This window comes from Nocardia sp. NPDC006044, assembly GCF_042871115.1.
In the GTDB taxonomy this organism is placed as follows: Bacteria; Actinomycetota; Actinomycetes; order Mycobacteriales; family Mycobacteriaceae; genus Nocardia.
In genome coordinates, this window is the sequence record NZ_JBIAID010000004.1 from 122725 (window position 1) to 148557 (window position 25833).

Consider the following 25833-nt stretch of genomic DNA (forward strand, 5'->3'; position numbering starts at 1 on the left):
GGCGTTCAGTCCTCGCTGGGCTGCTGGTGGCCGTGCTCGAGTTCGTTTCCTGATTGATCGAGCACTACGAAGTCGTTGCCTGAGGCTGTCCAGACCACGATCCCCTTGTCGTTCCAGGACACATCGAAGTCCGCGTCGCCGATCATCCGCTCCGCGCGATCGCTCTCATCGAACTCGACAGTGAAAGCATCCCCCGGGCGCAGCCGATACTCCTCCGCCCTCGGCTCCACGAAAATCAAACAGGGCTTATCAGAATGCGGGTTGGTGAATCTGATCTTGGGCACAGCAGCAGCGTATCGGGAGCGGACATCACAGACGTGCATTTATGAAACGCCAAGTGCGCCAGCGAGGTTGCCGGGCGTATCGCGTTCCGCCCGCCGCACTAGGTGGCCTCTGTCGGTCGCATTGCGTCGAGTGCGGACCTCGGTTCGCTGGGTTGGAGGGCGCCTACGATTTCTTCGGCGAGGAGGAAACTGGCTAGGCCGTGGGCGTGTTTGGCGCGGCGGACGAGGGAGACGATGTTGTCGCTGAAGGCGTCGCGAACTTTGCGGAAGGCGAGGCGGCCGTCGCGCAGTTCCTCCGCGACGTCGAACTCGCTGAGGAAGGCGATGGCGTCTCCCGAGGTGGCGAGCCGTTTCATCGTCTCGATCGAATTGGTGTGGAACGCCGGTTCGATGTCGAGGTCGGCCTTGGCGAAGGCTTCGGCGACGATGCCGTGAATCACCATGGAGCGGTCGGCGAAGATCAGTGGGTACGGCGTGCACTGAGCCAGCGGGATCGTGTCCATGTGGGCGAGCGGATGCTGCGGGGAGACAACAACTCCGAGGCGGGTGTTGTTCTGCCAGCAGACCTCGATCTGCGTCGATGACGGAACGTTGAAGCCGAGCCCGAGATCGGCCTCGCTGTTCTCGACCGCCCGCAGGATCTCCATGGTCGTCATGGTGCGGATCGATATCCGGACCCGTGGATGGCGGGCGCGGAAGGTCGTCGCGGCCGTGGCGACGACGCTGCTGGCCAGGCCGGTCATGGTGGCGATCACGACTTCGCCGGCCCCGAGGGCGTGCAGATCGCGGATGTCGGCGACCGTCTCGCGGTATTGCTGAAGCGTCCGCCGGATATGCGCGAGCAGCGCTTCGCCGGCCGGGGTGGGGCGCATACCGCGAGGCAGACGCTCGAACAATGGTTGATCGAGTTCGGCTTCGAGGAGCAGGATCTGCCGGTTGATCGCCGACGGCGCGACGTGCAGCCTGGCGCCGGCCGCACGGATGGACCCGAGCCGGGCAACCTCGTCGATGTATTGCAGCAACCGTGAGTGGAGCATCGCGCGCCTCCTGAGCAATGTGTACGAAAAAAGAGTACGCGTCGTGCGAAAACGGATGCTTGTCAGCAACGGTACCGATCGCGTTCTATCAGTACCAGGCAAGGGGCCGCGCGCATCGGCCGCCTTCACCTGCAAGTGCCTGAACATCGACGTAAGGACCGCAGTGCTCCAACAAGATTCGACAACCGATGCCCCACGCGCAGACGTGGCCGCCCAGGACGATCACGTACGGACGATCTTCGCCATCCTGGAGGGCGAGCGGGAAGCAGACCTGCTGCTGCGCAACCTCAATATCCTCGATGTGCACAGCGAAACCGTCTATCCCGGATCGCTGCTGGTCCACGGGCAGCGCATCATCGCGCTGAACCCGGACGAATCGATCGTGCGGTTCCGCGAATCCTTCGACGGCGAAGGCCTTTACGCCATCCCCGGCCTGATCGATGCCCACCTGCACTTCGAATCCCAGCTCGCGCACCCGGCGGCGTTCGGCGAAGCCATTGTGCCCAGCGGAACGACCACGGTGTTCGGGGAGACCCTCGACTTCGCCAGCGCGGCAGGCGCGGAAGCCGTCGACGCCGCCCGAGCCCTGTTCGCCGACCACGACAAGCTGCCGTACCGGCTGTATGCCTTCGCGCCGGGAAAGAAGACCTCGCCGGAAGTCACGGAGGCGATGCTGGCGATGGATCCGGTCATCGGGCTGGGGGAGCTGGCTCACCTGTCCTACATGACCGGTAACGCCGACGATTTCCGCAAGTCCGCGCTCGGCCGGGCGAACGCGGGATTCGTCAACTGCCACTGGGGAGTCACGTCCCTGTCGGACATGCTGCTCAACTACATGCCCGCGATCGGCGTCGACAACAACCACGACGTCTGGAACGAAGACGACATCGAGAAGAGCATCCGCTACGGCCTGAACACTCAGATCAAGTTCGGTGTCGGCAGTCCCGAGGTCATTCGAACCATGTTGCGCGCCATCGTGAAACGCCGCTGGCCCGCCGAGAACTTCGCGCTGTGCGCCGACAACATCTCGGTGGATCGAGTGTTGCGGCAAGGCCACATCGACTGGGTCGTATCCTTGGCCGTGGAGATGGGCATGCCGCCGATCAAAGCGATCAAGATGGGCACGCTGTACGCCGCGCGCTCGTTCCACAAGGACCGTGACCTCGGCTCACTGAGCCCGGGCCGATTCGCCGACATCGTCCTGACCGACAGCCTCTCCAAGATCAACCCCCGCTACGTGTTCAAGGGCGGTGAACTCGTCGCGAAGGATCGCAAGCTGGTCGCGCCGGTCCGCATCGACTACTCCGTCCTGGCCAAGCAACCGAAACCCGGCCTCGGCGACCTGCGTGCCGAACAACTCGACCTCGTCCCACTCGAGTTGTCCGACAACGGGACTCAGGCCAAGGTGCTGCTCTTCGACGTGTACGGTCGCGGGCATCTCAAGTTCGCGCAGGAGGTGTGGGTTCCGTACCGCGACGGTGCGGTCGTACCCGAACACGAAGGCGAGCGGCTCAACCGGATCTCCGTCGTGCAGCGTTACGCCGACGGTGCCCGGCACATAGTCAACGGCCTGTTCAAAGGCGTCTCGATCGACAGCGGCGCGGTGTCCACCTTCTGGCCGGCGCCATCGGCCTACTTCGTGGTCGTCGGCACCGACAGCGCCGAAATGCGCGACAGCCTGACGCAACTCGACGGTCTGGTCGGCGGCTGCGTCGTGACCGCGGACCGGGAGGTGAAAGCCGTTCTGCCGCTGGACTTCTACGGCGTGATGGCCGACATGGACCTCGCCGAGCTCGTCGAGGCGACCCGCGCGATCGACGACGCTTTGGCGAAGCTGGGCAATCACAACGAAGGTGAGCCGGTGGTCAACAAACTACTGACCCTGTTCATCTCCCTGGACCGCTTCGGATTCATGAAATAACCCCGGGATTCTCCCGATACCGCGACAGAGATGCGACCGTCATGCAGCACGACAAAGACGCAGGAGTCGTCGACACTGGAAACAAGGTGCGGCGCTGGATCACCTACGTTGCCGGAATCTATATCCTGACGCTGGGCCTCAGCCTGGCGATCAGAGCGGGGATCGGCATTTCCCCGCAGAGCAGCCTCACCCGCACGATGACGCTGGTGCTTCCCCCGCTCAGCCAGGGCACATTCAACCTCATGCTCGAGGTCATCATGCTCGTCCTGACCTTCCTGGTCCGGCCGCGGGCATTCCGGGCAGGGCACCTGCTTTCGATGATCCCGGCGCTGGTCCTGGCCTTCTTGCTCGACTTCAACCTGATGCTCACCGAATGGATCGACGTCGGGCCGTATCTGGCCGATCTGGTGCTGCTGTTCTTCGCCGACGCGATGCTGGCACTCGGCCTCTTCCTGATGATCCGCGCCAATCTGGTGCTGATGCCCATCGACCTGTTCGTCAACACCATCCAGCAGAAGACCGGCCGGAAATGGGGAAACATCAAAACGGTCTTCGACTGCACCTTGCTTGCCCTTTCGGCGGGCATCGGGCTGCTGTTTCTCGGCGCACCGCATTTCATTCGCGAAGGCACGATCATCAACGCCGTCCTCGTCGGACAGTACGTGAAGCTGTACTTCTTCTTGTACAAGAAGTTCGCGGGGCGGAAGACGCTCACGCCGGCCGTCCCTGACCCTGTAGCGGAATAGCGCGACAGAGCAGTGTGCCCGGCCGGCGACCGCTCAGTCGCGAAAACTCTTGTGCAGGAGGGTAATCACTGCTTCCGGCGGGATGCTGTCCGGCCGGTCGCTGACCTGTCCGTCGCCAATCTCGATCAACCGCCAGATCCCGTCTTCCCGCTGTGCGAAGTCGGCGGTGACGAAGGGGAGATGCACGGTTGAACCGTCTAGTAGTCGCGATCCGGGGTGTCAGGGGTGATGTCACCGCTCGCCTCGGCGCTGTCCGCATCGGTGAACGGTATTGGGCAGCAGGGGCTTTCGCTACAGACGAGGAAATCGTCACAACCGGCGGCGAGTGTCGCGCGCAGGGTGTCGCGCACGGTGGTCAGCTCGGCGAGTTTCGCGTCGACCTCGGCGAGTTTGGTGACCGCACGGGCGTGTAGCCCCGGATCGGCGCGGCGGGATGGTCGAGTGGCCCGGAGCAGATCGGCCACTTCCTCGAGGGTGAATCCGAGCCGTTGCGCGGCTTTGATGATCCGCAACGTAGCGACCGTCTGCTCGGGATAGCGCCGGTGCCCGCCGAGCGACCGGTCCGGTTCGGTCAGCAGACCACGTCGTTCGTAGTAGCGCAGCGTCTGAATGTTCACCCCCGCCGCGGCGGCGACCTCGCCGGTGCGTAATCCCTCGCTCATCGCGACGCGCCTCCGATTCGCCGTTCGAGGGCGTCCAGGATCTCGACACGACCGACCGGGACATCGATGTGCAGCACCGCCCCACCGGCGGCGGGTTCGAAGGTGAACGCGAAGAACGAGCAGCAGTCCGTTTCCCGCGCCGCCAGCTCCCGCCCGAGCGGCACGGCATCCGCGTCGATCAGCAGATCCAGGCGGGTGCGGTCCGGTCGCTCGGCGCGCAGTACCGAGTCGGTGAAGAACTGATCGAACTCGGCCACTCGTGTCGGCCGCTGAGCGGTCGGCAGGGCGCAGGACTCCGGTACCCAATCGGTCGTCATGAATCCACGGTAAACCTGTACCCAGGTACCGGATGCAAGCCCGAATCAGCGCCTATTTCAGGAGTTCGAGCACAGGCGCGAACGACTCCATGTCCCGTTCCATCATGGTGAAGTAGGTGACCCCGTAGCGGTCCCGGCATTCCCGCACGCGGTCGGCGATCTCGCGGGGTGTGCCGACCAGAACACCAGGCGCGGTGCGGATTCGGTCGTCGGTGAAGCCGGGCTGGAACGCGCGCACCCGCTCGTGGACGGCGTCCCGCTCGGCCGCGGTGCCCACCGCCCACACCAGCAGGTTGAGTTCTACCCGATCGCGGCGGTCGCCGAGCAGGCCGCGCACATAGTCGGCGCGTTCGGCGAGTTCGTCCGGGGTCATGGCGTTCGGCGGGCCGGACTTCGGCAGCGCGGCGCCGGGCAGAGCGATCACGTCGGCGTGCTGCGCGGCGATGCCGAGCAGGCGGTTTCCCGATCCGGCGATCATCAGCGACGGCCCCTCCGGCCGCACGGGCGCCGGTTGATAGTCGGGGTCGGAATACAGCTTCCGCATGGTGAGCACGGTCTGCTCCAGATGCGCGACGCGCGCGCCCGGGCTGGGCATCGGTATCCCCGCCGCCTCGAATTCGGCCCGCACGTATCCCGCGCCCAACCCCAATTCCAGTCTGCCGCCGCTGAATTGATCCAGGGCGGCGACGTCACGGGCCAGCAGCACCGGATTGTAGAACGGCGTGTTCAACACATAGGTGCCCAGCGTGATTCGCTCGGTCGCCTCCGCCGCCAGCGACAATGCCGGAAAGGGAGCGGCCAGCCCGAGATGGTCGGGCACCGACAGGACGTCGTACCCGAGCGACTCCGCCCGGCGAACCTTCTCGACCCAATCGGCATGCGAGCCAGGCATAGCCAGGGTGATACCGAAACGAAACTCATTGACCATGATCTCGAAGGTAGTCACCCCCGCAACCCGTCCACATCGGCCAACCGGCCGAATAACTCCGCCGCCCGGCGGGTCGCAGGCGCGCGTCCGGCACCCGGTCAGCGGCACATCAGCCTTCTGGTCTCGGTCAGCAGGCGGTCTGGAACGGGAAGCACGGCTGCGACGGGACAGTCGGCGGCGCGGGCGCGACGGTGGTCGGCACCACAGTCGTGTCGTCCGGTCTGTCGGTGGACCTCATGTGGGTGAGGGTCAGCACGACCAGCACGAGGACCACGCCGCCTACGAGCACCCCGATGCCCCACAGGATCGGCATAGGCGACGCGCTGCGGTAACCGTGGAAATACGGAGACCGGTAACGCCCCGGCCGAGGCGCGCGTCGATCGGTGAAACGGACGGATCCGCGCACGTAACTCCCGCCGATTCGCCCCCTGCGGGTATGCGGCCGCACAGCTTCATAGCCCATGGCCATCAGTATGGCGCGGGGGCCCGACACGATCGGCCGGTCGGTGAAAGATGGCAGCTGCCAACGTTTCAGAGGGGTTGTGCCACGGGGTCAGGGGTGGGTGGGTTGCGTGCCCGACCATCCGTTGTCGAGGAGCGCGAAGATTTGGTCGAGGGCGGGTTCGGGGTCGGGGCGTCCGTGGACGAGGGTGACGGCTTCGAGGGCGAAGTGGGCCAGGGCTTGGCAGGAGGGGTCGTCGTGGGGGAGTCCGCGGTCGTCGGCGATCGCCGCGGCCAAGGTGGTTTCGTGGCGCAGCGACATTCGCCGGGAGTGCTCGCGCAGTGCCGGCGTGGTCTCGATCAGGCGGAGGAAATCGGCGAAGCGCGGATCGGCGCGGGCCTGCCGGGACCGTTCGTCGCGCAGTAGCTGGCGCAGCGCCTCGGGGATGGACCGGCCGGCGGGGCGCTCGCGGACGGCGGCGACGAGCGCTGCCTCGCGGTCCGCGTCCTGGTCGAAGACCAGCGCTTCCTTGCCGCCGGGGAAGTGCTTGAACAGCGTGGTCGTCGAGACGTCGGCGGCGTCGGCGATCTCCCGCACGCCGACCGCGTCGTAGCCGCGATCCAGGAACAGCTCTATCGCCGCGTCCGCCAGCGCTTGGCGGGTGGCGGCCTTCTTGCGCTCGCGGCGTCCGGTCTCGGTCACTCCACCAGCTTAGCTTCTGGTTGAACAGTTCACAAAGTTAAACGGTTGCACTTTTTTGACGGTTGCACTTATGGTGGAAGCGTCCGCCGGCGACGAGCACTCCGCCGGCTCGAAGCGAAAGGAAACTCCTCATGGCCACACCCCGAATCGCCATCATCGGCGGCGGTCCCGCCGGCCTGATGTGCGCCCGAATCCTCCAGGGACACAACATCCAACCGGCGGTGTACGACGCCGACGCCGCGGTCGACTCCCGCGACCCGGGCGGCACGCTCGACCTGCACGCCGACTCCGGCCAGATCGCGCTGGAGGACGCCGGGCTGATGGACGCCTTCCGCTCACTGGCCCGCGTCGAGGGCCAGGCCAAGAGCCGCCGCGACCAGCACGGCACCGTTCTCGCCCAGTTCATCCCCGTCGAGGGCGACGAGGCGGCCCCCGAGATCGACCGCGGCCAACTGCGGACCATGCTCTACGAACACCTGCGTCCCGGCACCGTCCGCTGGGAACATCAACTCACACAAGCGATTCCGCTCGGCGATGGAACGCACCGACTGGAGTTCGCCAACGGCGTGAGTACCGAAGTGGACCTCGTCGTCGGCGCCGACGGCGCGTGGTCCAAGATCCGCCCGCTGCTCACCGACGCGAAGCCGCAGTACCTCGGCGTCTGCTTCCTCGACGCCCGATTCGACGACGTGGACAGCAGGCATCCCGAGGTCGCCGCGATCGTCGGCGACGGCCACATGTTCTCCACCGACGGCGACGGCCGAGCGGTGATCGTCCAGCGCAACAGCAACGGTGTCGTCCGCGGCTACATAGCTTTTCGCGCCGAACTCGATTGGTACGTCACGGCCGGTGTGGACATCACCGACCGCGCGGCCGTCCGGTGCTACCTGCTGCGCGAATTCGACGGATGGTCCCCCGCCATGCGCCCGCTCATCACCGACAACGACAGCGACTACGTGCAGCGCAGCTTCTGGGCGTTGCCCGCCCCGCTGACCTGGCATCAGGTCCCCGGCGTCACCCTGATCGGCGACGCCGCCCACCTCATGGCCCCCTTCGGCGGCCACGGCGCGAACCTTGCTCTGCTCGACGGCGCCGAGCTCGGGCGTGCCATCGCGAAGGAGAACACCCTCGACGACGCGATCGCCCGGTACGAGACGCCGATGTTCGCGCGATCCGGCGAACTCGCCGCAGGCTCGAACGCCGCGCTGACCAAGTTCTTCGCCACGACCCCCGCCGACGCCCCGCACCTTCCCCCGGATCATGCGCGGGAACACCAGAACTACCAGGACAGGGCAGTGGAATACCGGCGCAGGCAAGCCGCGGAGGCTTAGTCGGTAAGGAGGGCGGCAAGGGTTTCCGGGTTCCAGGTGAGGTCCGCACCTGGGCGAGTAGCCAAGTAGGCGGCGGTGGATTCGATTGTCCAGCCGTGGGATTCGATGAGGCCGGCCGCCAGATGACGTAAGTAGGTGGGGGAGGGGGAGTTTCCGGGTAGATCGGTGTAGTGCCAGGGTGCGGTGCAGGTGAGGATGGGGTGGTTGTCGAATGTCCCTGCGTAGGAGAGGGTTTCGTATCGGCCGGGACCTTGTGGAGAGCGTCCCGTGGTGATCGCCTCGGTGAGGTCCAGGTCGGTGCCGGGGAGCCGGTACATTTCCTGGGCGGCGATATCGGAGAACTGGGCGGCGGTGAGCAGGTACGCGCGGGCGGCGGTTTCCCCGGGACCGTCCGGGTCATAGAAGGCCCGGCCGCCGGTCCACACCAGCGATTCGGTGGCGAAGTAGAGCAACCCCGGCAGCATGAGGGGAATCGAGCGGGCAGGCTCGGACGGATCGCGGCACCCCGGAACCGCCCGCGCCCCACCCTCGGGCGTCCCTCCGGTGAGATAACACCGGAGCCGGCTCAGATGCATGTTCGACCCATACGCCGCATACCAGACCAGCCCCGTCCGGGGACGACCCACACCGTTCATCTCCCCATCCTGCCGCCGCGCGTATCTCTCCCGCAGCCGCACGCCTCTTGATTTCTCGCACCGGAAATCGCATGGGATTCTCGGTGCGGGAAATCAGAAAGGGTGCGGCTCAGCTCCGCTGGAACAACGCGCGCCACCGGATGAAGTTCGGCCGGCCGGCGGGGGAGGCCTGCTCGACGCGCACCGGGCGAAGATCCTCGCCCGCGAACGCGTCGATCTCGGTTCGAGTCAGCGGCCACGGTGGCCCGTCCACCTCCGCGCCTTCCGCTCGGATTCCCGCGATGACCAGCAGATCCCCACCGGGCGCCACCATCCGCGAGACGTTGGCGGTCGCGACACCCCGTAAGGCGATGGGCAGGGACTGCACGGTGATCGACTCGACCACCAGATCGAACGCTCCGGTCCACTCGCCGGGCGGATCGAGCAGATCGCCGACGACGTAGTTCACCTCGGACGCCGGAAACCGTTCCCGCGCGGTCTGGATCGCGGTCTCCGCGATGTCGAACGCGGTCGTCTCGAAGCCGAGCGCGGCCAGATGCTCGGCATCGCGCCCGAGTCCGCAGCCGACCACCATCGCCCGCATCCCACCGGTCCGGTCATGTCGCTCGAGCCAATCCACCAGCAGTTCGTTCGGCTCGTCCGCATCCCACGGCACCACCGCCGCACCCTCCGCGGCTGCCACATACAGCTGCTCGAACCATCCGGTCGGATCACCTTGCCGCAGCGAGGCGGTGGCCAGCCGGGTCGCATCCCTATCACGAGAATCGCTCACCCGCCGAGTCTGTCAGGCGCCCGCGCCGCCCGCACAACGACCACCGGGCATGATCAGCGGGTGACCTCGCTACGCCGCCCGATCGCGGTCTTCGACGCCGGCCTCGGCAGCTACTCGGCCGTGGAACTGCTGCATCGCCGCCTACCCGACCGCGACCTCGTCTACCTCGCCGACCGGGCCAGCTTCCCTTACGGCGCGAAGAACCGGACCGAGTTGCTGACGGTGGTCGACCGCGCCGTCCGATTCCTGGCCGACTTCGAACCGAGCGCGATCCTGCTCGCCTCCAACGCGCCGTCGGTGACCATCCTCGACGAATTGCGCAGCCCGGTCCCGATTTTCGGCGTGCGCCCGCCGGTGCGGGAAGCGCTTGCCGTGGCCGGCGAGGTCGCGGTGCTCGGCGTGCGCTCACTGGTGGAAAGCGCCGAGCTGGCCGAATTCCTCCGCGTCGAAGCGGATTCGGCGATTGCCCGGGTCCATGCCGTAAACGCCTCTGCCCTCGTGGAACTCGTGGAAAGCGGCGACTTCCTGTTCCGTCGTGAGCACACCGCGACGATGATCGCCGACTTCCTCGACGCCCTGCTCGCCGCGCATCCGGGCATCGCCGCGATAACCCTGTCCAGCACCCACTTGCCTTGGCTGCGTGACTATTTCGAACGCGCCCGCCCCGAGCTGCGCCTGTTCGACCCGATCGAGGGCGTCGTCGAGCAGATCCGTCCGCTGTCGGCCGCGGGCACCGGTACCGTTCTGGGCCTGGTGACCGAGAACGAGCAGTACCCGGCCGCCGAGTTCCGCGAGATGCTCGCCCGGCTGGAGATCGACCTCGAGCTGGAGTCCGTCGTCATTCCGTGAGCGCTACATGGTCGCCAATGAACTACAGTTAATGAAGTGCAACGAGTCCCGGGAGGTGCAGGCGGATGACAGAGGAACCGATCGATCCCGAACTGCCCGCCCCGCACCCCGTCGCGGCCACCTTCGACCTGCTCGGCGACCGCCTGACGCTGACCATCCTGCGGCACGCCTTCGTCAATCACACCCGCAGGTTCAACCAGTGGATCGAACGCACCGGCGCCCCGCCCGCGGTGCTCACCGCGCGCCTCGCCGCCCTGGTCGACGCGGGCGTCTTCGTCCGCACCCCGCAGGCGGTATCCCCGGATCGCTTCGACTATCTGCTGACCGATCTCGGCCTGGCGACCTGGCAGATCCTCGTCTCGGTCTGGAGCTGGCAACGCGAATGGACCGCCGCGGGCGCGCTGCACCCCGACCTGGTGCACGATGCCTGCGGTCACCGCGGACCGCCGGTGCTGATGTGCCGCTCCTGCGGCCGCACCGTCACCCCGCGCGACACCGAGGTCGACCTCGGCGACGATGCGTTGTGGCGCTTCACCTCCAGCGGCCGGCGTCGTGGCCGCGCCCCCGTCTCCGCCGGCGGCGACATGCAGTTCGACGAGGTCATGGAGGCGATCGGCGACCGCTGGAGCGCCACCGTCACCGGCCTCGCCCTGGCCGGCATGCGCCGCTTCGGCGACTTCCGCACGGCCATGAACATGTCCCCGACCACCTTGACCGAGCGCCTGTCTCGCCTGTGTGACGCCGAGATCCTGCGTCGATCCGGCGAGGGCGCCGGGCGCGAATACCGCCTGACCCCGCGCGGCCGGGCGCTGTTCGCGATCTTCGCGTTCCTGCTCGCCTGGTCGGACCTCGCACACCCGGCCGCGCCCGAACCCGGTCTGCGCATCCGCCACCGTGAATGCGGCGCACCCCTCGCGCCCGCCCTGCGTTGCCGTGGCTGTGAAGCCGAACTCGACCGCGGCGACGTCCGATTCGAACCGGTCGCCCAGGCGGTCCTCGACCGCTTGGCCTGAGCCGCCCACCGGCGACCCTTGACACCGCTCGTTGAGACGCGTATCACTTCAATAACTGTACTGAAGGGGCAGGCGACTCATGACGCTCAACGAAGAACTGATCGCACCGGCGGCGCAGGCGCTGACCAATCCGTATCTGGAGGGCATGTACGCGCCGACCTCCGACGAGATCACCGCGACCGACCTCACGGTCCTGCACGGCGAACTCCCCGCCGACCTCGACGGCGTCTACGTCCGCAACGGCCCCAACCCCCAGTTCGCGCCGATCGGCCGCTACCACTGGTTCGACGGCGACGGCATGCTGCACGCGGTGCATTTCGAGCACGGCAAGGCCACCTATCGCAATCGCTACATCCGCACGACGGAGTTCGAGGCGGAGCGCGCCGCCGGAACCGCCCTGTGGCGCGGCGTGATCGAGCCGTGGGACGACAACCCGCCCGGCGATCGCCGGGAACGCAACTCGGCCAACACCGACGTCGTCTTCCATCACGGCAACCTGCTCTCGCTCTGGTACCGCGCGGGCAAACCCTATGCGCTGGACCCGATCAGCCTGGAGACCCGCGGCGTCGACACCTTCGGCGGCACCCTGCCCGGCGAGATCTCCGCGCACGCCAAGGTCGACGAACGCACCGAGGAATTCGTCTTCTTCGACTACGGCATCCACGCGCCCTACCTGCGCTACGGCGTCGCCGACCCGTCCGGCACGGTCACCCACTACACCGGCCTCGAATTGCCCGGCCCCCGGTTGCCGCACGACATGGCGATCACCGAGAACTACTCGATCCTGATGGATCTGCCGCTCTACAACGACCCGCGTGCGGCCGCGGCGGGCCGGTTCAAGCTGTTCTTCGACCGCGACCTGCCGAGCCGGTTCGCGGTCCTGCCCCGCCGCGGCGACGGTTCGCAGGTCCGCTGGTTCGAGGCCGCGCCCGGCTACATCTATCACACGGTCAACTCGTGGGAGGAGGGCGACGAGATCGTCTTGATCGCCTGCCGCGTGTCCAAGCCGAGCCCCGTCTCCGACCGCACCAACCCGCTCGCTCAGCTGCTGGCCTACCTGCGCCCGGAGGCGACTCTGCACAGATACCGCTTCAACCTGCGCACCGGCGCCACCATCGAGGAGCCGATGGACGACGTCAACACCGAGTTCCCGGCGATCGATCAGGGCACCACCGGGCAGCGCGGCCGCTGGTCCTATCAGATGCGGTTATCCGTCGACAGCACAATGCTTTTCGATGCGGTGATCAAGTACGACCTGCGCACCGGTGCGAAGCAGACCCAGCCGTTCGGCGACGGCTTCTTCGGCAGCGAACTCACCGTGGTGCCCCGCCCGGACGCCCGCGACGAGGACGACGCCTGGCTGACCATGTTCGCGTTCAACAGCCACACCCAGCTGTCCGAGGTGTGGATCTACGACGCCGCAGACCTTTCCGCCGGTCCCGTCTGCCGCCTCGGCCTGCCCACCCGCGTGCCCCTCGGCTTCCACGCCACCTGGGTCAGCGGTGAGCGGATGCGCGCGGCCGCCCATCCGGCCGAGTGAGCGCCGTCGATCACCGGCTGAGCGTGAGCCTGCCGTACTGGCAGGACCGCGATCCGCTGGATGCGCTCGCCGTCGCCGAGGCCGCCGACAAACTCGGCTACCACCGCCTGTGGATCGGCGAAATGGCGACCTTCGACGCCTTCGCACTGGCCACCGCGATCGGCCTGGCTCCGGGCCGGATCCCGTTGTGCCTCGGACCGTTTGCCGTCGATGTCCGCACGCCCGCCACGATCGCCCTCGGTGTCGCGAGCGTCGCGGCACTGACCGGTCGATCGGTCGACGTGGCCATCGGCAGCTCCAGCACGGTCGTGGTGAGCGGCTGGCACGGTCGCGAAAGGCGGCGCACCGCAACGCATCTTGAGGAATCGGCGCAGATCCTGCGCGGCTTGCTCGCGGGTGCCAAGGTCGACTTCGAGGGTGCGGTGGAACGGACCAAGGGCTACCGCCTCCGTCTCGCGCCGCCGAATTCGTCCCTGACCGTCGCCGCGTTCGGTGCCCGCGCCTTGGCCGCCGCGGCCCGCACTGCCGATCGTGTGGTGCTCAATCTGGTAACCCCCGAACAGGTTTCACGATGCGCCGCGTTGGTGCGTCAGGCGGCGAACGAGGCGGGTCTACCGGCCCCCGCGCTCTCGGTGTGGGTCACCGCAGCCGCGGACCCGACAGCCGACATCCTCGCGACCGTCCGCCGTGGCGTAGTGGGCTATCTGCGAGCCCCGGGCTACGACGCCATGTTCGAGGAGGCGGGCTTCGGCGAGATCGTGCGCCTCGCCCACAGCGGCGCACACCCACGCGAGGTCCTCGCCGCCGTACCCGACGAATTGCCCGCAGCCGTAGGCATGTTCGGTGACACCGCCACCCTGACCCGCCGCCTCGCCGCGTACCGCACAGCCGGCGCCGACGAAATCGTGGTGGTCCCGGCCACGTCGGCCGCGGACCCGGCCGGCCGGCACACTCTCGAAACCCTCGCGAGGATCGACCATGTCTGACGCCTACCTCTACGACGCGATCCGGCTGCCCCGCGCCCGCGTCCGCAGAACCGGCGGCACCCTCGCCGAGATCCCACCTCACGAACTCTTCGGGCAACTGCTCGTCGCGCTCGAAAACCGTTCGCTCGATCCCGATTCCGTCGATGACATCGTCGTCGGCATCAGCACGACGGTGGGCGAGCAGGGCGGTAACCTCGCCCGCGCGGCAGCCCTGTGGGCCGGCTGGCCCGACCGCGTACCGGGCGGCGTGGTGTCCCGGCTGTGTTGCTCCGGTCTCGACGCGATCGAGAGCGCGGCGGCCCGGGTCGCCACGGGCTACGCCGATGTGATCGTCGCAGGCGGCGTCGAATCGATGTCGCGGGTGCCGATGCTGTCCGACCGGCCCGCCGTCGCCACAGACGCCGACCTCGGCGAGCGCACCGGATTCGTCACGATCGGCGTGTCCGCCGATCTCACCGCCGCCGCCCACGGCATCACCCGCGCCGAACTCGACGCCTATGCCGTGCGGTCACACCAGAATGCCACCGCCGCAACGAGTTCCGACTCCCTGATCCCGGTCCGCAAAGGCGGCACCGTGCTCCTCGACGCGGACGAGGGCGCTCGGGCCGACGCGAACAACGACGCGTTCGCCGCCCTGCCCGCCCTGTTCGGCGACGATCCGGCCTGGGCGCGGGTGGCCCGCCGGCTGCCCGGGTCGCCGCGCCCAGCGGACGGTCTGCACACCATCGCCACCGCACCCCAACTCGCCGACGGCGCCAGCGGGCTGGTCGTCGGCAACCGCCGCGCGGAACAGGTGCTCGGACGGCCACCCATCGCCGCCATCGCCGGCACCGCGCAGACGGCGGTACGCTCCCCGCTCCTGACCGCCCCGGCCATCGCGGCCAGGCTGGCCCTGGACCGCGCTGGGCTCACCACCGCCGATCTGCACGTGGTGGAGGCCAACGAATCCTTCGCCGTCACACCGATTCTGCTCATCCGGGAGCTCGGCATCGACGAGCACCTGGTCAATCCGTCCGGCGGCGCCCTGGCCGTCGGACATCCCCTCGGGGCGACCGGCGGCAACCTGATCGTCCAAGCGCTCGACGCACTCACGCGCACGGGCGGCGAACACGCGCTGGTCACCATTCCCGCGGCCCTCGGGCTGGGCTCCGCGGTCGTGCTGCGGCGTCTGAATTGAAGGAACACCCATGGTCGACGCACCGATCACCGCGGCCGAAGTAGCCGCAGCCAACGCCAACGCCGCCGTGGATCCCGGCGGACCCGTCGCTACCTGCCACCCCGCCGACACGGTCCGCGAATACCTCGAACGTGGCTGGTGGCAACCGGATACGTTGCCGGAGCTCTTCCAGCGCCGGGTAGACGCCGCACCGGACGCGCCGGCCGTCACCGACCCGGCCAACCTCGCCGCCTTGACCGGAGCGCAACCGGAGACCCTGTCCTGGCGCGAACTCGACGAGCGCAGCACCGATCTCGCGGCGGTGCTGTACCGCAACGGCATTCGGCAAGGCGACACCGTCGCGATCCTGCTGCCGAACTCGATCGCGTTGACCGCCACCTACTTCGCGCTCTGGCGGCTCGGTGCGGTCGCGACCCCCATGCCCGCCTCCTACCGCCGCCACGAACTGTCCGGCATCGTCGCGGCAGCCGACGCACGGGCGATCATCACCGCGGGCGAGCTGTCCGGGCGTGAACTCGCCTGCGAGGCACTGGAAGTCGCCCGCACGGTCTTCGCCTTCGGTCCCGGCGTACCGGACGACGCGATCTCCCTCGACGACCCGATCGACGCCGCCGACCGCGAACGTCTGCGTTTCTACGTTCGCGGACTGACGGTTTCGGTCAACGACCGCGTCACCATCTGCTGGACCAGCGGAACCGAGGCCGCCCCCAAGGGAATTCCCCGCTGCCACGGCGACTGGATCGCCATGGCCGGGGGCGTGCAGGACGGACTGCACCTCACCGCGGAGTCCGTGCTGCTCAACCCCTTTCCCATGGTCAACATGGCGGGCTTCGCGGCGGCGTTCCTGCCGTGGCTGCTCACCGGCGGCCACCTGGTTCAACACCACCCGCTGGACCTCCCGGTGTTCCTCGGCCAGATCGCGCGGCACGAGGTTACCCACACCAGCATGCCGCCGGCCCTGCTGACGATGCTGCTGCACAACGAGCCGCTGCGCGCCTCGGCCGACCTGTCCTCACTGCAACGCGTCGGCTCCGGGGGTGCGCCGTTGCCGCCCAGCGTGGTTCGCGGCTGGCAGGACCGGCTGGGCATCGAGGTGCTCAACTTCTTCGGCTCGAACGAAGGCGTCTCGCTGCTCGGCGCGCCCGCCGACTTCCCCGATCCGGAGGTGCGCGCGCAATTCCTGCCGCGTTACGGCGCACCGGGTGTCCGCTGGTCGACTCGCCTCGCCGAAAGCACCAGGGTCAAACTCGTCGACGTCGTCACCGGCGCCACGGTCACGGAAGTCGGTGGCATCGGCGAACTCCGGCTGCTGGGCCCCGCCGTCTTCGGCGGCTACCTGCCCGGCACCGCGACGTCCGAACCGTTCGACGACGACGGCTTCCTGTGCAGCGGAGACGTATTCGAGCTCTGCGGCCCCGACGGCCGCTACCTGCGTTTCGTCGACCGGATCAAGGAGATCATCATCCGCGGCGGCATGAACATCGCCCCCGCCGAGATCGAGGGCCTGCTCGCCGACGCCCCCGGCGTCGCCGACGTGGCGGTGGTCGGCTACCCGGATCCCGTGCTGGGCGAGAAGTGTTGCGCCTTCGTCGTTCCCGACCCCGGCGCGAGCGTCACCCTGGACGGCCTCGTCGACCATCTGCGCGCCCACGAGGTGGCGTCGTTCAAATTGCCCGAGCGATTGGCGATCGTCGAGTCGCTGCCCCGTAACCCGGTCGGCAAGCTGCTGCGCCGCGAGTTGCGGGAGACGCTCACCGCCGACCCGTCGACCACCCAGCACACGTAGGAGTTCCGATGTCCATCAGCAGCATTCACCTACTCGGCGGCAGCCAATCCGACTTCGCCGTCAACTGGCATCGTGCCGGGAAGGGCTTCGACGCGCTCATCGGCGAGGTGGTCGGCGCGACCCTCGCGGCGACCGACGTCGCGCCGAGCGAGATCGGCGTGATCCACGTCGGTAATGCGTTCGGTCAGTTGTTCACCGGCCAGGGCCAGCTCGGTGGCATGCCGGCCACGGTCATCCCGGAGCTGTCCGGCCTACCGGCCAGCAGGCACGAAGCCGCCTGTGCCTCCGGCAGTATGGCGTTGCTCGCCGCCATGGCGGACCTGGAGTCGGGTCGCTACGACTGCGCGCTGGTGGTCGGCGCCGAGCTGGAGAAGACCGTGTCCGGCGACGAGGCGGCGGGCTATCTCGGCGCCGCCGCGTGGGTCGGCCACGAGGCGCAGGACGCGAAGTACGTGTGGCCCACCATGTTCGCCGATCTGGCCGACGAATACGACCGGCGGTACGGGCTCGACGACGCGCACCTGCGCGCGATCAGCGAGCTCAACATCGCCAACGGCCGCGCCAACCCGCTTGCGCAGACCCGGAACTGGACCTTCACCCCGGACAGCTTCGGCGCCGACGACACCGCGAATCCGCCGGTGGCCGGTCGGCTACGCCGTCAGGATTGCAGCCAGATGACCGACGGCGCGGCCGCGGTGATCGTGGTGTCGGATCGATTCCTGGCGCGCCGCAGTGACTTACGTCCCGCGGAGCAGGCCGTGATCACCGGCTGGGGTCATCGCACCGCGCCGTTGTCGTTGGCGCAGAAGCTGACTGCCTCCGCCGACGATCCGTACGTGTTTCCGCATGTGCGCCGGACGATGCTCGACGCGCTGGGCCGCGCCGGCCTGCCCGGCATCGACGCGGTCGACGGTGTCGAGGTGCACGACTGTTTCTCCATGTCGGAGTACATGGCGATAGATCATCTCGGCATCACCGGCCCGGGGGAGAGCTGGAAAGCGGTGGAGGGCGGCGATATCGGGCGCGACGGCCGGATTCCGGTCAATCCCGGCGGCGGATTGATCGGTGGTGGTCATCCTGTCGGCGCTACTGGTGTACGAATGGTACTCGATGCCTACAAACAGGTCACCGGGAAAGCAGGAGCTTACCAAGTGCCGGACGCGCGCCGGTTCGCCACCCTCAACATCGGTGGGAGCGCCACCACCGCAGCGAGTTTCGTCGTGGAGAGCCGGACGAATCGGTCATAGTGAAGTCGATTCGTTCCTGATCGCGCCGTATTCGCCGCCGGGGCAAAGACACTCGGATCCGCCGCGCGGCAACGGCAACTCTGCGGTTGCGGATCGTCGTGCCTGCTCTATGATCATCCAGGAAACGCGTTCGCGGCACGCCGCATTCTCCCGGCAAATCGACGGTTTTCGCTGGCAACGGTGCGTCGACGGCGAATGCGATGTAGCCTTCCCACGCGTGATCACTTGTCTGCCATCGAATCTCCTCTTGGAGCCGAAATGACCATCCAGCATCCCATTGAGGACGAGGTCACACAGCTGGCGCGGCGGGTCGAGAAGGCCCGTGGCCGGCTGGCATACCAATTCGATCCCGCGTTGACCGAAGCGCTGTCCGAGGACGAGCTGCTAGCCGAACGCGAGCTCGCCGAGAAGATCCGCGGGCAAGACCGTGGTCAGCGCTGGAAAGAGGCTCAAGCCGCCGCGGGAGCGGCCGACCGCGCCAGGCAGACCACCGAAGCGATCGAGAAGGCCGACATGCGAGATCTACTGGTGGCCCGCAAGGCAATTGCCGCCCAGCGTCGTGAGTCGAGCCCGCACGCCAAACTGGCCTCCCTATACCGGCACCGCGCCTGGTCGCTGCGGGCGCTGGCCGGTGTGGTCGCCGCGGGCATGCTGTGGTCCGCGGTCAACGTCCAGCACAACATCGCGCCCGGCGGTCCCGGTGACCCGCTGTACTGGTTCAGCTACCTGCTGGAAGGCATGATCAGCGTCTGCCTGATCATCATCATGATCGGCACCAACAAGGTGGCCGAGTGGGGCGTCGTCGACAACCGCAAGCAGGTCGTCGCCGCCGAGGTCGCCCTGCTCGGGCTGACCGTCACCCTGAACACGTATCCGTACCTGCGCGCCGAGCACTGGTACGACGCCGCTGTGCACGCGGTCGCGCCGGTGATGATCGGCGTCTCGCTGCTCATCCACGACGCCGCGAGCGCGCGCTACGGCCTCGCCATCCACCGCGCCACCGACCAGGTCCGGGATCTGCCCGACCCGGCCGAGCAGATCCGCCGCACGCTGCCGAACCTCGCCAGCTACCGGATGCGCCGCCCGGCCGCGGCCGAGATGATGGCGTCCAACGCGTTCGCCGAGCTGACCGTCGAAGCCGAACCGGATCCGCTCGCGGAACTGAACGCGGCCCCGACCGGCATCGTCGATCCCGAGATCGAGGACGCACCGGCCGTCGTGATCGCCGACGAGGACGACACGGCACCCGAGACCCCGGCCCCGGCCCCGGCCCGGTCCGCGTTCCGTTCGGCCGCTCCCGCGCCGTCGGCGAAGGTCGTGGCCGCCGCCACCCTCGGCAGCGACCTGTCCGACAGCACGGCCGAGACCCGGCCGGTGTCGAAGTCCGAGAACGGCTCCGCGCCCGGCACTTCGAAGCCGGTCCAGGTCGAAGAGCCGGCCGCGAAGAGCAAGCCGGTGAACGGCGATACGCACAACGGCGTCGACAGCAAGCCGATCACCCCGGTGAACGGCTCCAGCGCGCCGGCCAAGCCCGCCACCCCGGCCGCCACCAAGCCGGTCGTCGCCCCGGCGGCCCCGAAGCCGGCCACGCCGGGCAAGCCCGCCGCGCAGGCCGCACCGGCCAAGCCGAGCAAGCCCGCCGCGGAGAAGGTCGCCGCCGCTCCGGCCGACCGCCCGTCCGCGACCGCCGCGGCGTCCGCGACGACCGCCGCCATCAAGCGGCAGCCCGCGGCCGACGAAAAGCCGGCCACCGCAACCGATCCCAAGGGTGCGAAGGAGACTCCGGCCACCCCGGAGATCCACGACACCGGCCAGTTCCGCATCGCCGAGATCCTCGAACAGGAGCTCGCCGAGCTGCAGGCCGCCCGCCGCCGCGCCCGGACCAGCCGCAAGACGTCCACCCCCGCGGCCGGCCGCGACCGCTGACGACTCCGGGGCGTCCAACCAACTCCATAAAGTCTTCGGCCGCTTCGTGTTTGCCCGTAACCCGGGCCGCGAGCGGCCTCAGACGGTCTGCCGCAGCGCGTCCAGCAACCAGTAGTGGACGGCTCCGACGGTGGTCTCGGTGCCGGTGATGTCGGCCGTGAGCCGCCAGAAGCGATGCAGCCGCGGATCGGTATCCGTGCCGCCGGTGGTCAGTAACGCGCGCCGGAACCGGGGCGTGTCCCGTTCGCACCTGGCCGCCGCGTGCGCGTGCACGTACTGGTCGAGTTCGGCTCCCGGATGCGGACTCTCGTGCGCCGCGACCACCGGCGCCGCGACCTCGAACGCCCCGGCCACCGAGGTGACGAATTGCAGTCGATCGCTGATCCGGTCGCGATCCGAGCGCCAGATCTGCTGCTTCATCGCCGTTTTCACCTGCGGGTCGGTGGTGAGCGCGGTGAGCTCGGCACACGCGACCACCTGCGCGGGCCCGGGCTCGCTCGGCATCGGCGGCACGTTCATGTCGATGAACGAATCGAACTCCTCCTGGGGCAGCGGCCCCAGGATCGGCCGCCAGAACGCGACCACGCTGTCGATGACCACACTCCGGTCATGCACTCGGGCAAGCAGTTCCAACCGGCGCGCCCGCTCCTCCGGCGGCGCGCTCTCGATGGCCAGCAGCGTAGCCCGCCGCCAGCGCAGCGCCTCGAGTTCCGCGTCGAGCGCGGCCCGCTCCGCGGCGGCGACCTCGCTGATCGACTCGCTGCCGTCCAGCACCCGCATGATCGCGGCCAGCGGCAACCCCATGGCCCGCAACCGGCGAACCAGCAGCAGCCGGTCCGCCGCGGCCGGGTCGAACACCCGATGACCGCCACCGCTGCGGCGCGACTCCAGAACCCCGCTGTCGCAGTAGAACCGGATCGTGCGCACCGGCACGCCGGTGCGGCGCGCCAATTCGCCGATACTCACCGCGGCATGAAGTGTGTCCTCGGTCACATCAACTTGCACCTCCACTTGAGTGGAGTTCTTACGGTAGTGGAACTTCGAGCGAGAGGTTTGAGCTATGAACCACATCGAAACCATGACGGACGAGGACATCTGGCGCGCCGTCGCCGCCGAGCGACAGGCCATGGCCGACCTGCTCGCCGACCGCACCGAATCCGACTGGAATCACCAATCCCTGTGCGCGGACTGGCGGGTCCGGGACGTGGTCGCGCACGTGGTGCTGTGCACCCGCGCGAACCTCGGCTGGATCCTGATCAACCTGATCCGGGCCGGCGGCAGCGTGCACGGGGCGTTGCGGGACACCGCCATCCGGCACGCGGACAACGTGAGCACCAGGCAGTTGCACGCGGAGCTGCGGGCCAGCGTGCCCTCGCGGTTCTTCCCGGTCGGCACGGTGCCCACCGACCGGTTGCTGGACATGCTGGTACACGTCCAGGACATCGCAATGCCGCTCGGCCTCACCCGCGACGTGCCGTCCATTCCGGCGCGGGAGTCACTGAATCGGGTGTGGGCCACCGGTTCCCGATTCGGCATCGAGGAGCGGTTGACCGGTTATCGCCTCGTCGCGACCGACGTCGACTGGTCGGCGGGTGACGGTCTGCGCGTGGAAGGAACCGCAGGCGCTCTGCTGTTGCTCGCGACCGGCCGGACCGTGGCCGCCGCGCAGCTCACCGGCCCCGGCGCGGGCACCCTCGCCGCCACCCTGATCGCGGGCGCGGCGTGACCGTAGGGGCAGTCGCCGAGCGCGGCAGCCCCTGATGTGCTCAAGCGGGCTTGACGGCCGTCAAATACCTCATGCTGTGCAACATCTGGGCGGATGGTTCGAGCGCCGCGGTCAGCGGCCGGCCATAACGTTCGGCCAGTTCCGCGGGTGCCGCAGTGGCGGTGGTCCAGCCTTGCTTCGTCAGCCACTCGGCCGGGTCCGACCGTTCGTCGGTATAGAAAAGCTCGGTGATGTCCATCTTTTCGAAGGGCGTGTCCCGCAGTTGCTTCGCCTGGAGGTCGGCGAGCTGCTGGAGGTCCACATCGGGGGCGAGGGTATCGCTGGCCAGGCTGCTGCCCGGCGCGGACAGCTGATCGATGCGGACGAACAGCGCATCCTGGGCGGCACCGGGCAGATACGGGAGCAGCCCCTCGGCCGACCACACCGTGGGCCGAGCCGGGTCGAAGCCTTCCTCGATGAGCGCCGCGGGCCAGTTGTCCCGCAGGTCGGCGGCCACTTCCCGGCGATCGGCCCTGGGTGTGGCTTCCGCGTTGGCGAGCACCTGCCGCTTGAACTCCAGCACCTTGGGCTGGTCGATCTCGTAGACGACCATGCCCTGCGGCCAGTCCAGGCGATAGGCGCGGGCATCCAGACCGGCGGCCAGAATTACCGCCTGCCGCACCCCGGACTCGGCCGCGGCAAGGAAGTAGTCGTCGAAGAACTTGCTGCGCAGTCCCATGAAACCGGCGTGGAGCGGGCTCTCCGGTCCCAATTCTCGATCGTCGATCAGCCGGTTCGTATCCGGATCGCCGGCCGCCGCGACGAACAACGCGGCGAATTCGTCATGGACCAGGGCGTCGGATCGCTGCGACTCGGCCGCTCGCGCGGCCGCCACGAACAATGCGGTCATCCCGACGCTGCTGACGATGTCCCAGGTATCACCTTCGGTACGCATGCTGCTCTCCTCGAAGTCTTCGAATAGCCTGCGCGACAAGCGGTCCCGGTCATCCAAGCACGCGAACCACGGTGTCGGCCAGCCATTTGACGCTGCTGTCGATAAGGGTCGAGCGGTAACCAGAATTGATCCTACGACTGAGCGGTCTGCTTTGCAGAACACATGGTCAGGGGCGTGGATCGGCGAGCGTCCGCTCGGCCGCCGCGCGCAGCTCCGCCAGCTGGGCTCGTTCCGCCGGGCTGTAGTCGCGCACGTGATCATCGAGCACGCAGACCGTCCCGTAGACGCTGCCGTCCGGATTGTGCACCGCCAGCCCGAGGTAGTTGACCAACCCGAACTCCACCTCGTCCTCGTTGCCGGCGAAGGACGGGTCGCTGCGCGAATCACGCACGAACAGTTCGGCGTCGTTGTCTACGACCCGCTCGCAATACAGCTCTTGCGCGTCAGCGAAGGCCGCGCCCTTCTTCCCCTCGGCGCCGACCGGGTAGTGGACCTCCGCCCCGCCGGCTGTCGCCTCGACCGCCATGTGCGTCGGCGTGGACCGCATCACCAGCACCGACCGCACCCCGAGCACGGCCGCGGTCTGTTCGAGCAACGATTCGATCGGCCGGAACCGCGCACTGCTGTCGGACATGACGACCTCTCTCGGCACGAGACACACGGGACAGGTCGTCCACTCTCCCCGGCGAACCGCGTGGCGGCCAGGATTGCGCTCACGCTGCGACGAAGTGTCAGGCGACGATCCGGGTGTACGCGCCGCGGATGTGCGACTCGGCATCGGTGAGGTAATCGGCGAGCATCCGCTCCGCCTCGGTGGATCGTCCGGCGATCATCGCCGCGTAGATCTCGTGATTGCGGGCCAGGTACGGCTCGTGGAAGGTGAGCGGATCGGCCATCACATGGAAGACCAGCCGCAGTTCGTTCCACACGCTCGCCATCATCTCGTCCAGGCGTTTGCTCCGGTTGAGCGCGGCGATCGCCTTGTGGAAGTCGATGTCGGCCGTGCCGACCCCGGTCCAATCCTGTTCCGCCGCACACGCGTCCGCGCGCGCCAGGGCGGCGGCCAGCTCGGCCGGGTCCTGATCGCTGCCGAACCCGTGCACCGCCGCGCCCTCGACGACCCGGCGGCACTGATACAGCTCCGCTACATCCTCTGAGGTCGGAATGCGCACGAACGCACCGCGATTGAGCTCGTGGTTGACCAGTCGCTCCTCGATCAGCGAACGGAACGCCTCGCGCAGCGTATTGCGCGAAACACCCAGCGCCGCACAGATATCCGGCTCGGACAAGCGCTGACCCGGCCGTAGCGACCCGTCCAGGATGCTCGCGCGCACGATGTCGGCGGTCTGCGAACTCCGGCTGGATCGGGCGAGCAGTCCCTTGTGTTCGGAAAGGGCCGTGTAGACGGGGTCGGGCCGATCTACCGGTGTCGTCATCCAAACCTCCGCGGACCAGTGGCTTTGCCGTTCGAGCATAACCCAGGGATCGAACGCCCAGCCGACGATCCAACTTTAGGATTGCAGAATCGTTCAACGATCCGTACGCTGCTGTGACGTACGTCGCTCTCCTGAGCTCGAGCATTGCGAGGCATCCATGAGCCTTTCCACAGACCTCCCGGTGGACCCCGCCGAGAAGTCGCAACCCTTCGACTGGTTCCGCACCCTCAGCGCCAAAGGCAAGAAGGCCTTCCTCGGCGCGTTCGGCGGATATGGCTTGGATGCCTACGATTTCCAGGTTCTGCCGCTGGCGCTGGGCGCCATCTCCTCCTACTTCGTGATCAGCTCCGGCAAGGCGGGCCTGCTGACCACGGTGACGCTGCTGGTGTCCGCGCTCGGCGGCGCGCTGGCCGGCGTGCTGGCCGACAAGATCGGCCGCGTGCGCACCCTGCAACTCACCGTCGCCACCTACACGCTGTTCACCGTGCTGTGCGGTTTCGCGCCCAACTTCGAGACCCTGCTGGTCTTCCGCGCCTTCCAAGGTCTGGGCTTCGGCGGCGAATGGGCGGCGGGCGCGATCCTGGTCGCCGAGTACGCGCAGACCAAGTATCGCGGCCGGACGGTGGCCTACGTGCAGAGCGCCTGGGCGGTCGGCTGGGGCCTTGCGGTGCTGGTCTACACCCTGGTCTTCCAGTTCGTCAGCGAGGATCTGGCCTGGCGGGTGCTGTTCTGGACCGGCGCGCTGCCCGCGCTGCTGATCATCTGGGTGCGCCGCAACCTGACCGATTCCGACACCGTCACGCAGCGGCGCGAATCGGCGGGCAAGCGGGCCGGTTCGTTCGCGGCGATCTTCCGGCGCGACCTGGTCCGGACGACGCTGTTCGCCTCGGTGCTCGCCACCGGTGTACAGGGCGGCTACTACACCCTCGCGACCTGGCTGCCGACCTATCTGAAGAAGAGCCGTCATCTGAATGTCGTTGGTACCGGCGGATATTTGTTCATGCTGATCGGCGGAGCGTTCCTCGGTTACGTCACCGGCGGCATCCTTGCCGACCGGATCGGCCGCAAGCGCACCATCCAGCTCTTCGCCGTGCTGTCCGTCGCGTTCATGGTCGCCTACATCCAGGTGCCGGAGGGGGCGAACACCATGGTGCTGATCCTCGGCTTCCCGCTCGGATTCTGTACCGCCGCAATCTTCTCCAGCTTCGGCTCGTTCCTGTCCGAGCTGTACCCGACCGCGTCGCGCGGTACCGGGCAGGGCTTCACCTACAACTTCGGCCGTGGCGTGGGCGCGGTATTCCCCACGATCGTCGGATTTCTGGCCTCCACGACGCTGGGTTTGGCCGGTGCCATGATGTTCGGCGCCTTCGGCTATGTCCTCGCCGTGCTCGCGTTGTTCGGCCTGCCGGAGACCCGCGGCCGCGAATTGGCCTGAG

General features: G+C 68.0%; 27 protein-coding genes. 13 read left to right on the forward strand and 14 right to left on the reverse strand.

All coding sequences use genetic code 11. The features are described 5' to 3' along the window. Positions 1-5 precede the first annotated feature (5 nt). Both ACFYO1_RS31870 and ACFYO1_RS31875 read right to left on the reverse strand, forming a co-directional pair. Complete coding sequence (locus ACFYO1_RS31870) at positions 6-284, reverse strand: hypothetical protein (protein WP_387239102.1); 279 nt, start codon at positions 282-284, stop codon at positions 6-8. 98 nt (positions 285-382) lie between these two features. Continuing rightward, the gene (locus ACFYO1_RS31875) at positions 383-1450 is read right to left on the reverse strand and encodes a LysR family transcriptional regulator (protein WP_387241631.1); all 1068 of its coding nucleotides are present in this window, start codon (positions 1448-1450) and stop codon (positions 383-385) included. Between the two features lie 34 nt (positions 1451-1484). Between ACFYO1_RS31875 and ACFYO1_RS31880 the strand changes: the two genes are divergently transcribed. Continuing rightward, complete coding sequence (locus tag ACFYO1_RS31880) at positions 1485-3242, forward strand: adenine deaminase C-terminal domain-containing protein (RefSeq protein ID WP_387239105.1); 1758 nt, start codon at positions 1485-1487, stop codon at positions 3240-3242. A gap of 41 nt (positions 3243-3283) precedes the next feature. Further along, positions 3284-3988 (forward strand): YitT family protein, encoded by a 705-nt coding sequence (locus tag ACFYO1_RS31885; protein ID WP_387239108.1) that lies wholly within the window; start codon positions 3284-3286, stop codon positions 3986-3988. Positions 3989-4021: 33 nt separating this feature from the next. Here the strand turns inward: ACFYO1_RS31885 and ACFYO1_RS31890 are convergent, their stop codons facing one another. From ACFYO1_RS31890 to ACFYO1_RS31915, 6 genes are all read right to left on the reverse strand, one after another. Further along, complete coding sequence (locus ACFYO1_RS31890) at positions 4022-4174, reverse strand: ATP-grasp domain-containing protein (protein WP_387239111.1); 153 nt, start codon at positions 4172-4174, stop codon at positions 4022-4024. Between the two features lie 11 nt (positions 4175-4185). Beyond that, complete coding sequence (locus ACFYO1_RS31895; protein ID WP_387239114.1) at positions 4186-4650, reverse strand: MerR family transcriptional regulator; 465 nt, start codon at positions 4648-4650, stop codon at positions 4186-4188. Then, entirely contained in the window at positions 4647-4967 is a 321-nt protein-coding gene (locus ACFYO1_RS31900) for a hypothetical protein (RefSeq protein WP_387239117.1), read from the reverse strand. Before ACFYO1_RS31900 ends, ACFYO1_RS31895 begins: the two co-directional genes overlap by 4 nt. A 52-nt stretch (positions 4968-5019) precedes the next feature. Beyond that, positions 5020-5895 carry a TIGR03621 family F420-dependent LLM class oxidoreductase gene (locus tag ACFYO1_RS31905; protein WP_387239120.1) on the reverse strand — a complete coding sequence of 292 codons (876 nt, stop codon included), beginning with the start codon at positions 5893-5895 and terminating at the stop codon, positions 5020-5022. A gap of 127 nt (positions 5896-6022) precedes the next feature. Continuing rightward, a complete protein-coding gene (locus tag ACFYO1_RS31910) occupies positions 6023-6358 on the reverse strand; it encodes a hypothetical protein (RefSeq protein WP_387239123.1) in 336 nt (111 codons plus the stop codon). Positions 6359-6448: 90 nt separating this feature from the next. Beyond that, the gene (locus ACFYO1_RS31915; RefSeq protein ID WP_387239126.1) at positions 6449-7039 is read right to left on the reverse strand and encodes a TetR/AcrR family transcriptional regulator; all 591 of its coding nucleotides are present in this window, start codon (positions 7037-7039) and stop codon (positions 6449-6451) included. Positions 7040-7170: 131 nt separating this feature from the next. On the opposite strand from ACFYO1_RS31915, the gene ACFYO1_RS31920 reads away from it, so the two are divergent. Further along, positions 7171-8370, forward strand: coding sequence for an FAD-dependent oxidoreductase (locus ACFYO1_RS31920; RefSeq protein ID WP_387239129.1), 1200 nt, complete (start codon positions 7171-7173; stop codon positions 8368-8370). Here the strand turns inward: ACFYO1_RS31920 and ACFYO1_RS31925 are convergent. Both ACFYO1_RS31925 and ACFYO1_RS31930 read right to left on the reverse strand, forming a co-directional pair. Continuing rightward, positions 8367-9005, reverse strand: coding sequence for a histone deacetylase (locus tag ACFYO1_RS31925; RefSeq protein ID WP_387239132.1), 639 nt, complete (start codon positions 9003-9005; stop codon positions 8367-8369). The two genes, ACFYO1_RS31920 and ACFYO1_RS31925, sit on opposite strands and share 4 nt — an antisense overlap. A gap of 109 nt (positions 9006-9114) precedes the next feature. Continuing rightward, entirely contained in the window at positions 9115-9777 is a 663-nt protein-coding gene (locus ACFYO1_RS31930) for a class I SAM-dependent methyltransferase (RefSeq protein ID WP_387239135.1), read from the reverse strand. Between the two features lie 60 nt (positions 9778-9837). On the opposite strand from ACFYO1_RS31930, the gene ACFYO1_RS31935 reads away from it, so the two are divergent. The 8 genes from ACFYO1_RS31935 (at position 9838) to ACFYO1_RS31970 (ending at position 20301) form a co-directional block, all read left to right on the forward strand. Further along, entirely contained in the window at positions 9838-10626 is a 789-nt protein-coding gene (locus tag ACFYO1_RS31935) for a glutamate racemase (protein ID WP_387239138.1), read from the forward strand. A 65-nt stretch (positions 10627-10691) separates the two neighbouring features. Then, on the forward strand, positions 10692-11639 hold the full coding sequence (locus tag ACFYO1_RS31940; protein WP_387239141.1) for a winged helix-turn-helix transcriptional regulator: 948 nt from the start codon (positions 10692-10694) through the stop codon (positions 11637-11639). Positions 11640-11718: 79 nt separating this feature from the next. Further along, the gene (locus ACFYO1_RS31945; RefSeq protein ID WP_387239144.1) at positions 11719-13179 is read left to right on the forward strand and encodes a carotenoid oxygenase family protein; all 1461 of its coding nucleotides are present in this window, start codon (positions 11719-11721) and stop codon (positions 13177-13179) included. After that, positions 13176-14165: an LLM class F420-dependent oxidoreductase gene (locus ACFYO1_RS31950; protein ID WP_387239146.1), complete on the forward strand. Its 990-nt coding sequence runs from the start codon at positions 13176-13178 to the stop codon at positions 14163-14165. Before ACFYO1_RS31945 ends, ACFYO1_RS31950 begins: the two co-directional genes overlap by 4 nt. Continuing rightward, positions 14158-15342 (forward strand): thiolase family protein, encoded by a 1185-nt coding sequence (locus ACFYO1_RS31955; protein ID WP_387239149.1) that lies wholly within the window; start codon positions 14158-14160, stop codon positions 15340-15342. Before ACFYO1_RS31950 ends, ACFYO1_RS31955 begins: the two co-directional genes overlap by 8 nt. 10 nt (positions 15343-15352) lie before the next feature. Further along, positions 15353-17128, forward strand: coding sequence for a class I adenylate-forming enzyme family protein (locus ACFYO1_RS31960; RefSeq protein WP_387239152.1), 1776 nt, complete (start codon positions 15353-15355; stop codon positions 17126-17128). A gap of 8 nt (positions 17129-17136) precedes the next feature. Continuing rightward, positions 17137-18375 carry an acetyl-CoA acetyltransferase gene (locus tag ACFYO1_RS31965; protein ID WP_387239155.1) on the forward strand — a complete coding sequence of 413 codons (1239 nt, stop codon included), beginning with the start codon at positions 17137-17139 and terminating at the stop codon, positions 18373-18375. A gap of 258 nt (positions 18376-18633) precedes the next feature. Next, positions 18634-20301, forward strand: a complete 1668-nt coding sequence (locus ACFYO1_RS31970) for a hypothetical protein (RefSeq protein WP_387239157.1) — start codon at positions 18634-18636, stop codon at positions 20299-20301. A 78-nt stretch (positions 20302-20379) separates the two neighbouring features. Here ACFYO1_RS31970 and ACFYO1_RS31975 read toward each other — a convergent pair whose 3' ends face one another. Next, positions 20380-21294, reverse strand: a complete 915-nt coding sequence (locus ACFYO1_RS31975; RefSeq protein ID WP_387239160.1) for a MerR family transcriptional regulator — start codon at positions 21292-21294, stop codon at positions 20380-20382. A 67-nt stretch (positions 21295-21361) separates the two neighbouring features. Here ACFYO1_RS31975 and ACFYO1_RS31980 point away from each other — a divergent pair, with 67 nt between their 5' ends. Then, complete coding sequence (locus ACFYO1_RS31980) at positions 21362-22027, forward strand: maleylpyruvate isomerase family mycothiol-dependent enzyme (RefSeq protein ID WP_387239163.1); 666 nt, start codon at positions 21362-21364, stop codon at positions 22025-22027. A gap of 40 nt (positions 22028-22067) precedes the next feature. On the opposite strand, the gene ACFYO1_RS31985 is transcribed toward ACFYO1_RS31980, so the two are convergent. The 3 genes from ACFYO1_RS31985 to ACFYO1_RS31995 all read right to left on the reverse strand — a co-directional run bounded on the left by ACFYO1_RS31985 (position 22068) and on the right by ACFYO1_RS31995 (position 24397). Beyond that, positions 22068-22961 carry a class I SAM-dependent methyltransferase gene (locus ACFYO1_RS31985; RefSeq protein WP_387239165.1) on the reverse strand — a complete coding sequence of 298 codons (894 nt, stop codon included), beginning with the start codon at positions 22959-22961 and terminating at the stop codon, positions 22068-22070. 166 nt (positions 22962-23127) lie between these two features. After that, positions 23128-23595, reverse strand: a complete 468-nt coding sequence (locus tag ACFYO1_RS31990; protein WP_387239168.1) for a GAF domain-containing protein — start codon at positions 23593-23595, stop codon at positions 23128-23130. 97 nt (positions 23596-23692) lie between these two features. Then, complete coding sequence (locus ACFYO1_RS31995) at positions 23693-24397, reverse strand: GntR family transcriptional regulator (protein WP_387239171.1); 705 nt, start codon at positions 24395-24397, stop codon at positions 23693-23695. A gap of 157 nt (positions 24398-24554) precedes the next feature. Between ACFYO1_RS31995 and ACFYO1_RS32000 the strand changes: the two genes are divergently transcribed. Beyond that, positions 24555-25832, forward strand: a complete 1278-nt coding sequence (locus ACFYO1_RS32000; RefSeq protein WP_387239174.1) for an MFS transporter — start codon at positions 24555-24557, stop codon at positions 25830-25832. The last annotated feature ends 1 nt before the right edge of the window (position 25833 follow it).

What these genes read in the sequence shown, in the direction of transcription:
- ACFYO1_RS31885 (WP_387239108.1), top strand. Translation starts at nt 3,284, where the DNA reads ATGCAGCACGACAAAGACGCAGGAGTCGTCGACACTGGAAACAAGGTG.
- ACFYO1_RS31895 (WP_387239114.1), bottom strand. Translation starts at nt 4,650, where the DNA reads ATGAGCGAGGGATTACGCACCGGCGAGGTCGCCGCCGCGGCGGGGGTG.
- ACFYO1_RS31900 (WP_387239117.1), bottom strand. Translation starts at nt 4,967, where the DNA reads ATGACGACCGATTGGGTACCGGAGTCCTGCGCCCTGCCGACCGCTCAG.
- ACFYO1_RS31905 (WP_387239120.1), bottom strand. Translation starts at nt 5,895, where the DNA reads ATGGTCAATGAGTTTCGTTTCGGTATCACCCTGGCTATGCCTGGCTCG.
- ACFYO1_RS31910 (WP_387239123.1), bottom strand. Translation starts at nt 6,358, where the DNA reads ATGGGCTATGAAGCTGTGCGGCCGCATACCCGCAGGGGGCGAATCGGC.
- ACFYO1_RS31920 (WP_387239129.1), top strand. Translation starts at nt 7,171, where the DNA reads ATGGCCACACCCCGAATCGCCATCATCGGCGGCGGTCCCGCCGGCCTG.
- ACFYO1_RS31925 (WP_387239132.1), bottom strand. Translation starts at nt 9,005, where the DNA reads ATGAACGGTGTGGGTCGTCCCCGGACGGGGCTGGTCTGGTATGCGGCG.
- ACFYO1_RS31940 (WP_387239141.1), top strand. Translation starts at nt 10,692, where the DNA reads ATGACAGAGGAACCGATCGATCCCGAACTGCCCGCCCCGCACCCCGTC.
- ACFYO1_RS31945 (WP_387239144.1), top strand. Translation starts at nt 11,719, where the DNA reads ATGACGCTCAACGAAGAACTGATCGCACCGGCGGCGCAGGCGCTGACC.
- ACFYO1_RS31955 (WP_387239149.1), top strand. Translation starts at nt 14,158, where the DNA reads ATGTCTGACGCCTACCTCTACGACGCGATCCGGCTGCCCCGCGCCCGC.
- ACFYO1_RS31960 (WP_387239152.1), top strand. Translation starts at nt 15,353, where the DNA reads ATGGTCGACGCACCGATCACCGCGGCCGAAGTAGCCGCAGCCAACGCC.
- ACFYO1_RS31965 (WP_387239155.1), top strand. Translation starts at nt 17,137, where the DNA reads ATGTCCATCAGCAGCATTCACCTACTCGGCGGCAGCCAATCCGACTTC.
- ACFYO1_RS31970 (WP_387239157.1), top strand. Translation starts at nt 18,634, where the DNA reads ATGACCATCCAGCATCCCATTGAGGACGAGGTCACACAGCTGGCGCGG.
- ACFYO1_RS31980 (WP_387239163.1), top strand. Translation starts at nt 21,362, where the DNA reads ATGAACCACATCGAAACCATGACGGACGAGGACATCTGGCGCGCCGTC.
- ACFYO1_RS31985 (WP_387239165.1), bottom strand. Translation starts at nt 22,961, where the DNA reads ATGCGTACCGAAGGTGATACCTGGGACATCGTCAGCAGCGTCGGGATG.
- ACFYO1_RS31990 (WP_387239168.1), bottom strand. Translation starts at nt 23,595, where the DNA reads ATGTCCGACAGCAGTGCGCGGTTCCGGCCGATCGAATCGTTGCTCGAA.
- ACFYO1_RS31995 (WP_387239171.1), bottom strand. Translation starts at nt 24,397, where the DNA reads ATGACGACACCGGTAGATCGGCCCGACCCCGTCTACACGGCCCTTTCC.
- ACFYO1_RS32000 (WP_387239174.1), top strand. Translation starts at nt 24,555, where the DNA reads ATGAGCCTTTCCACAGACCTCCCGGTGGACCCCGCCGAGAAGTCGCAA.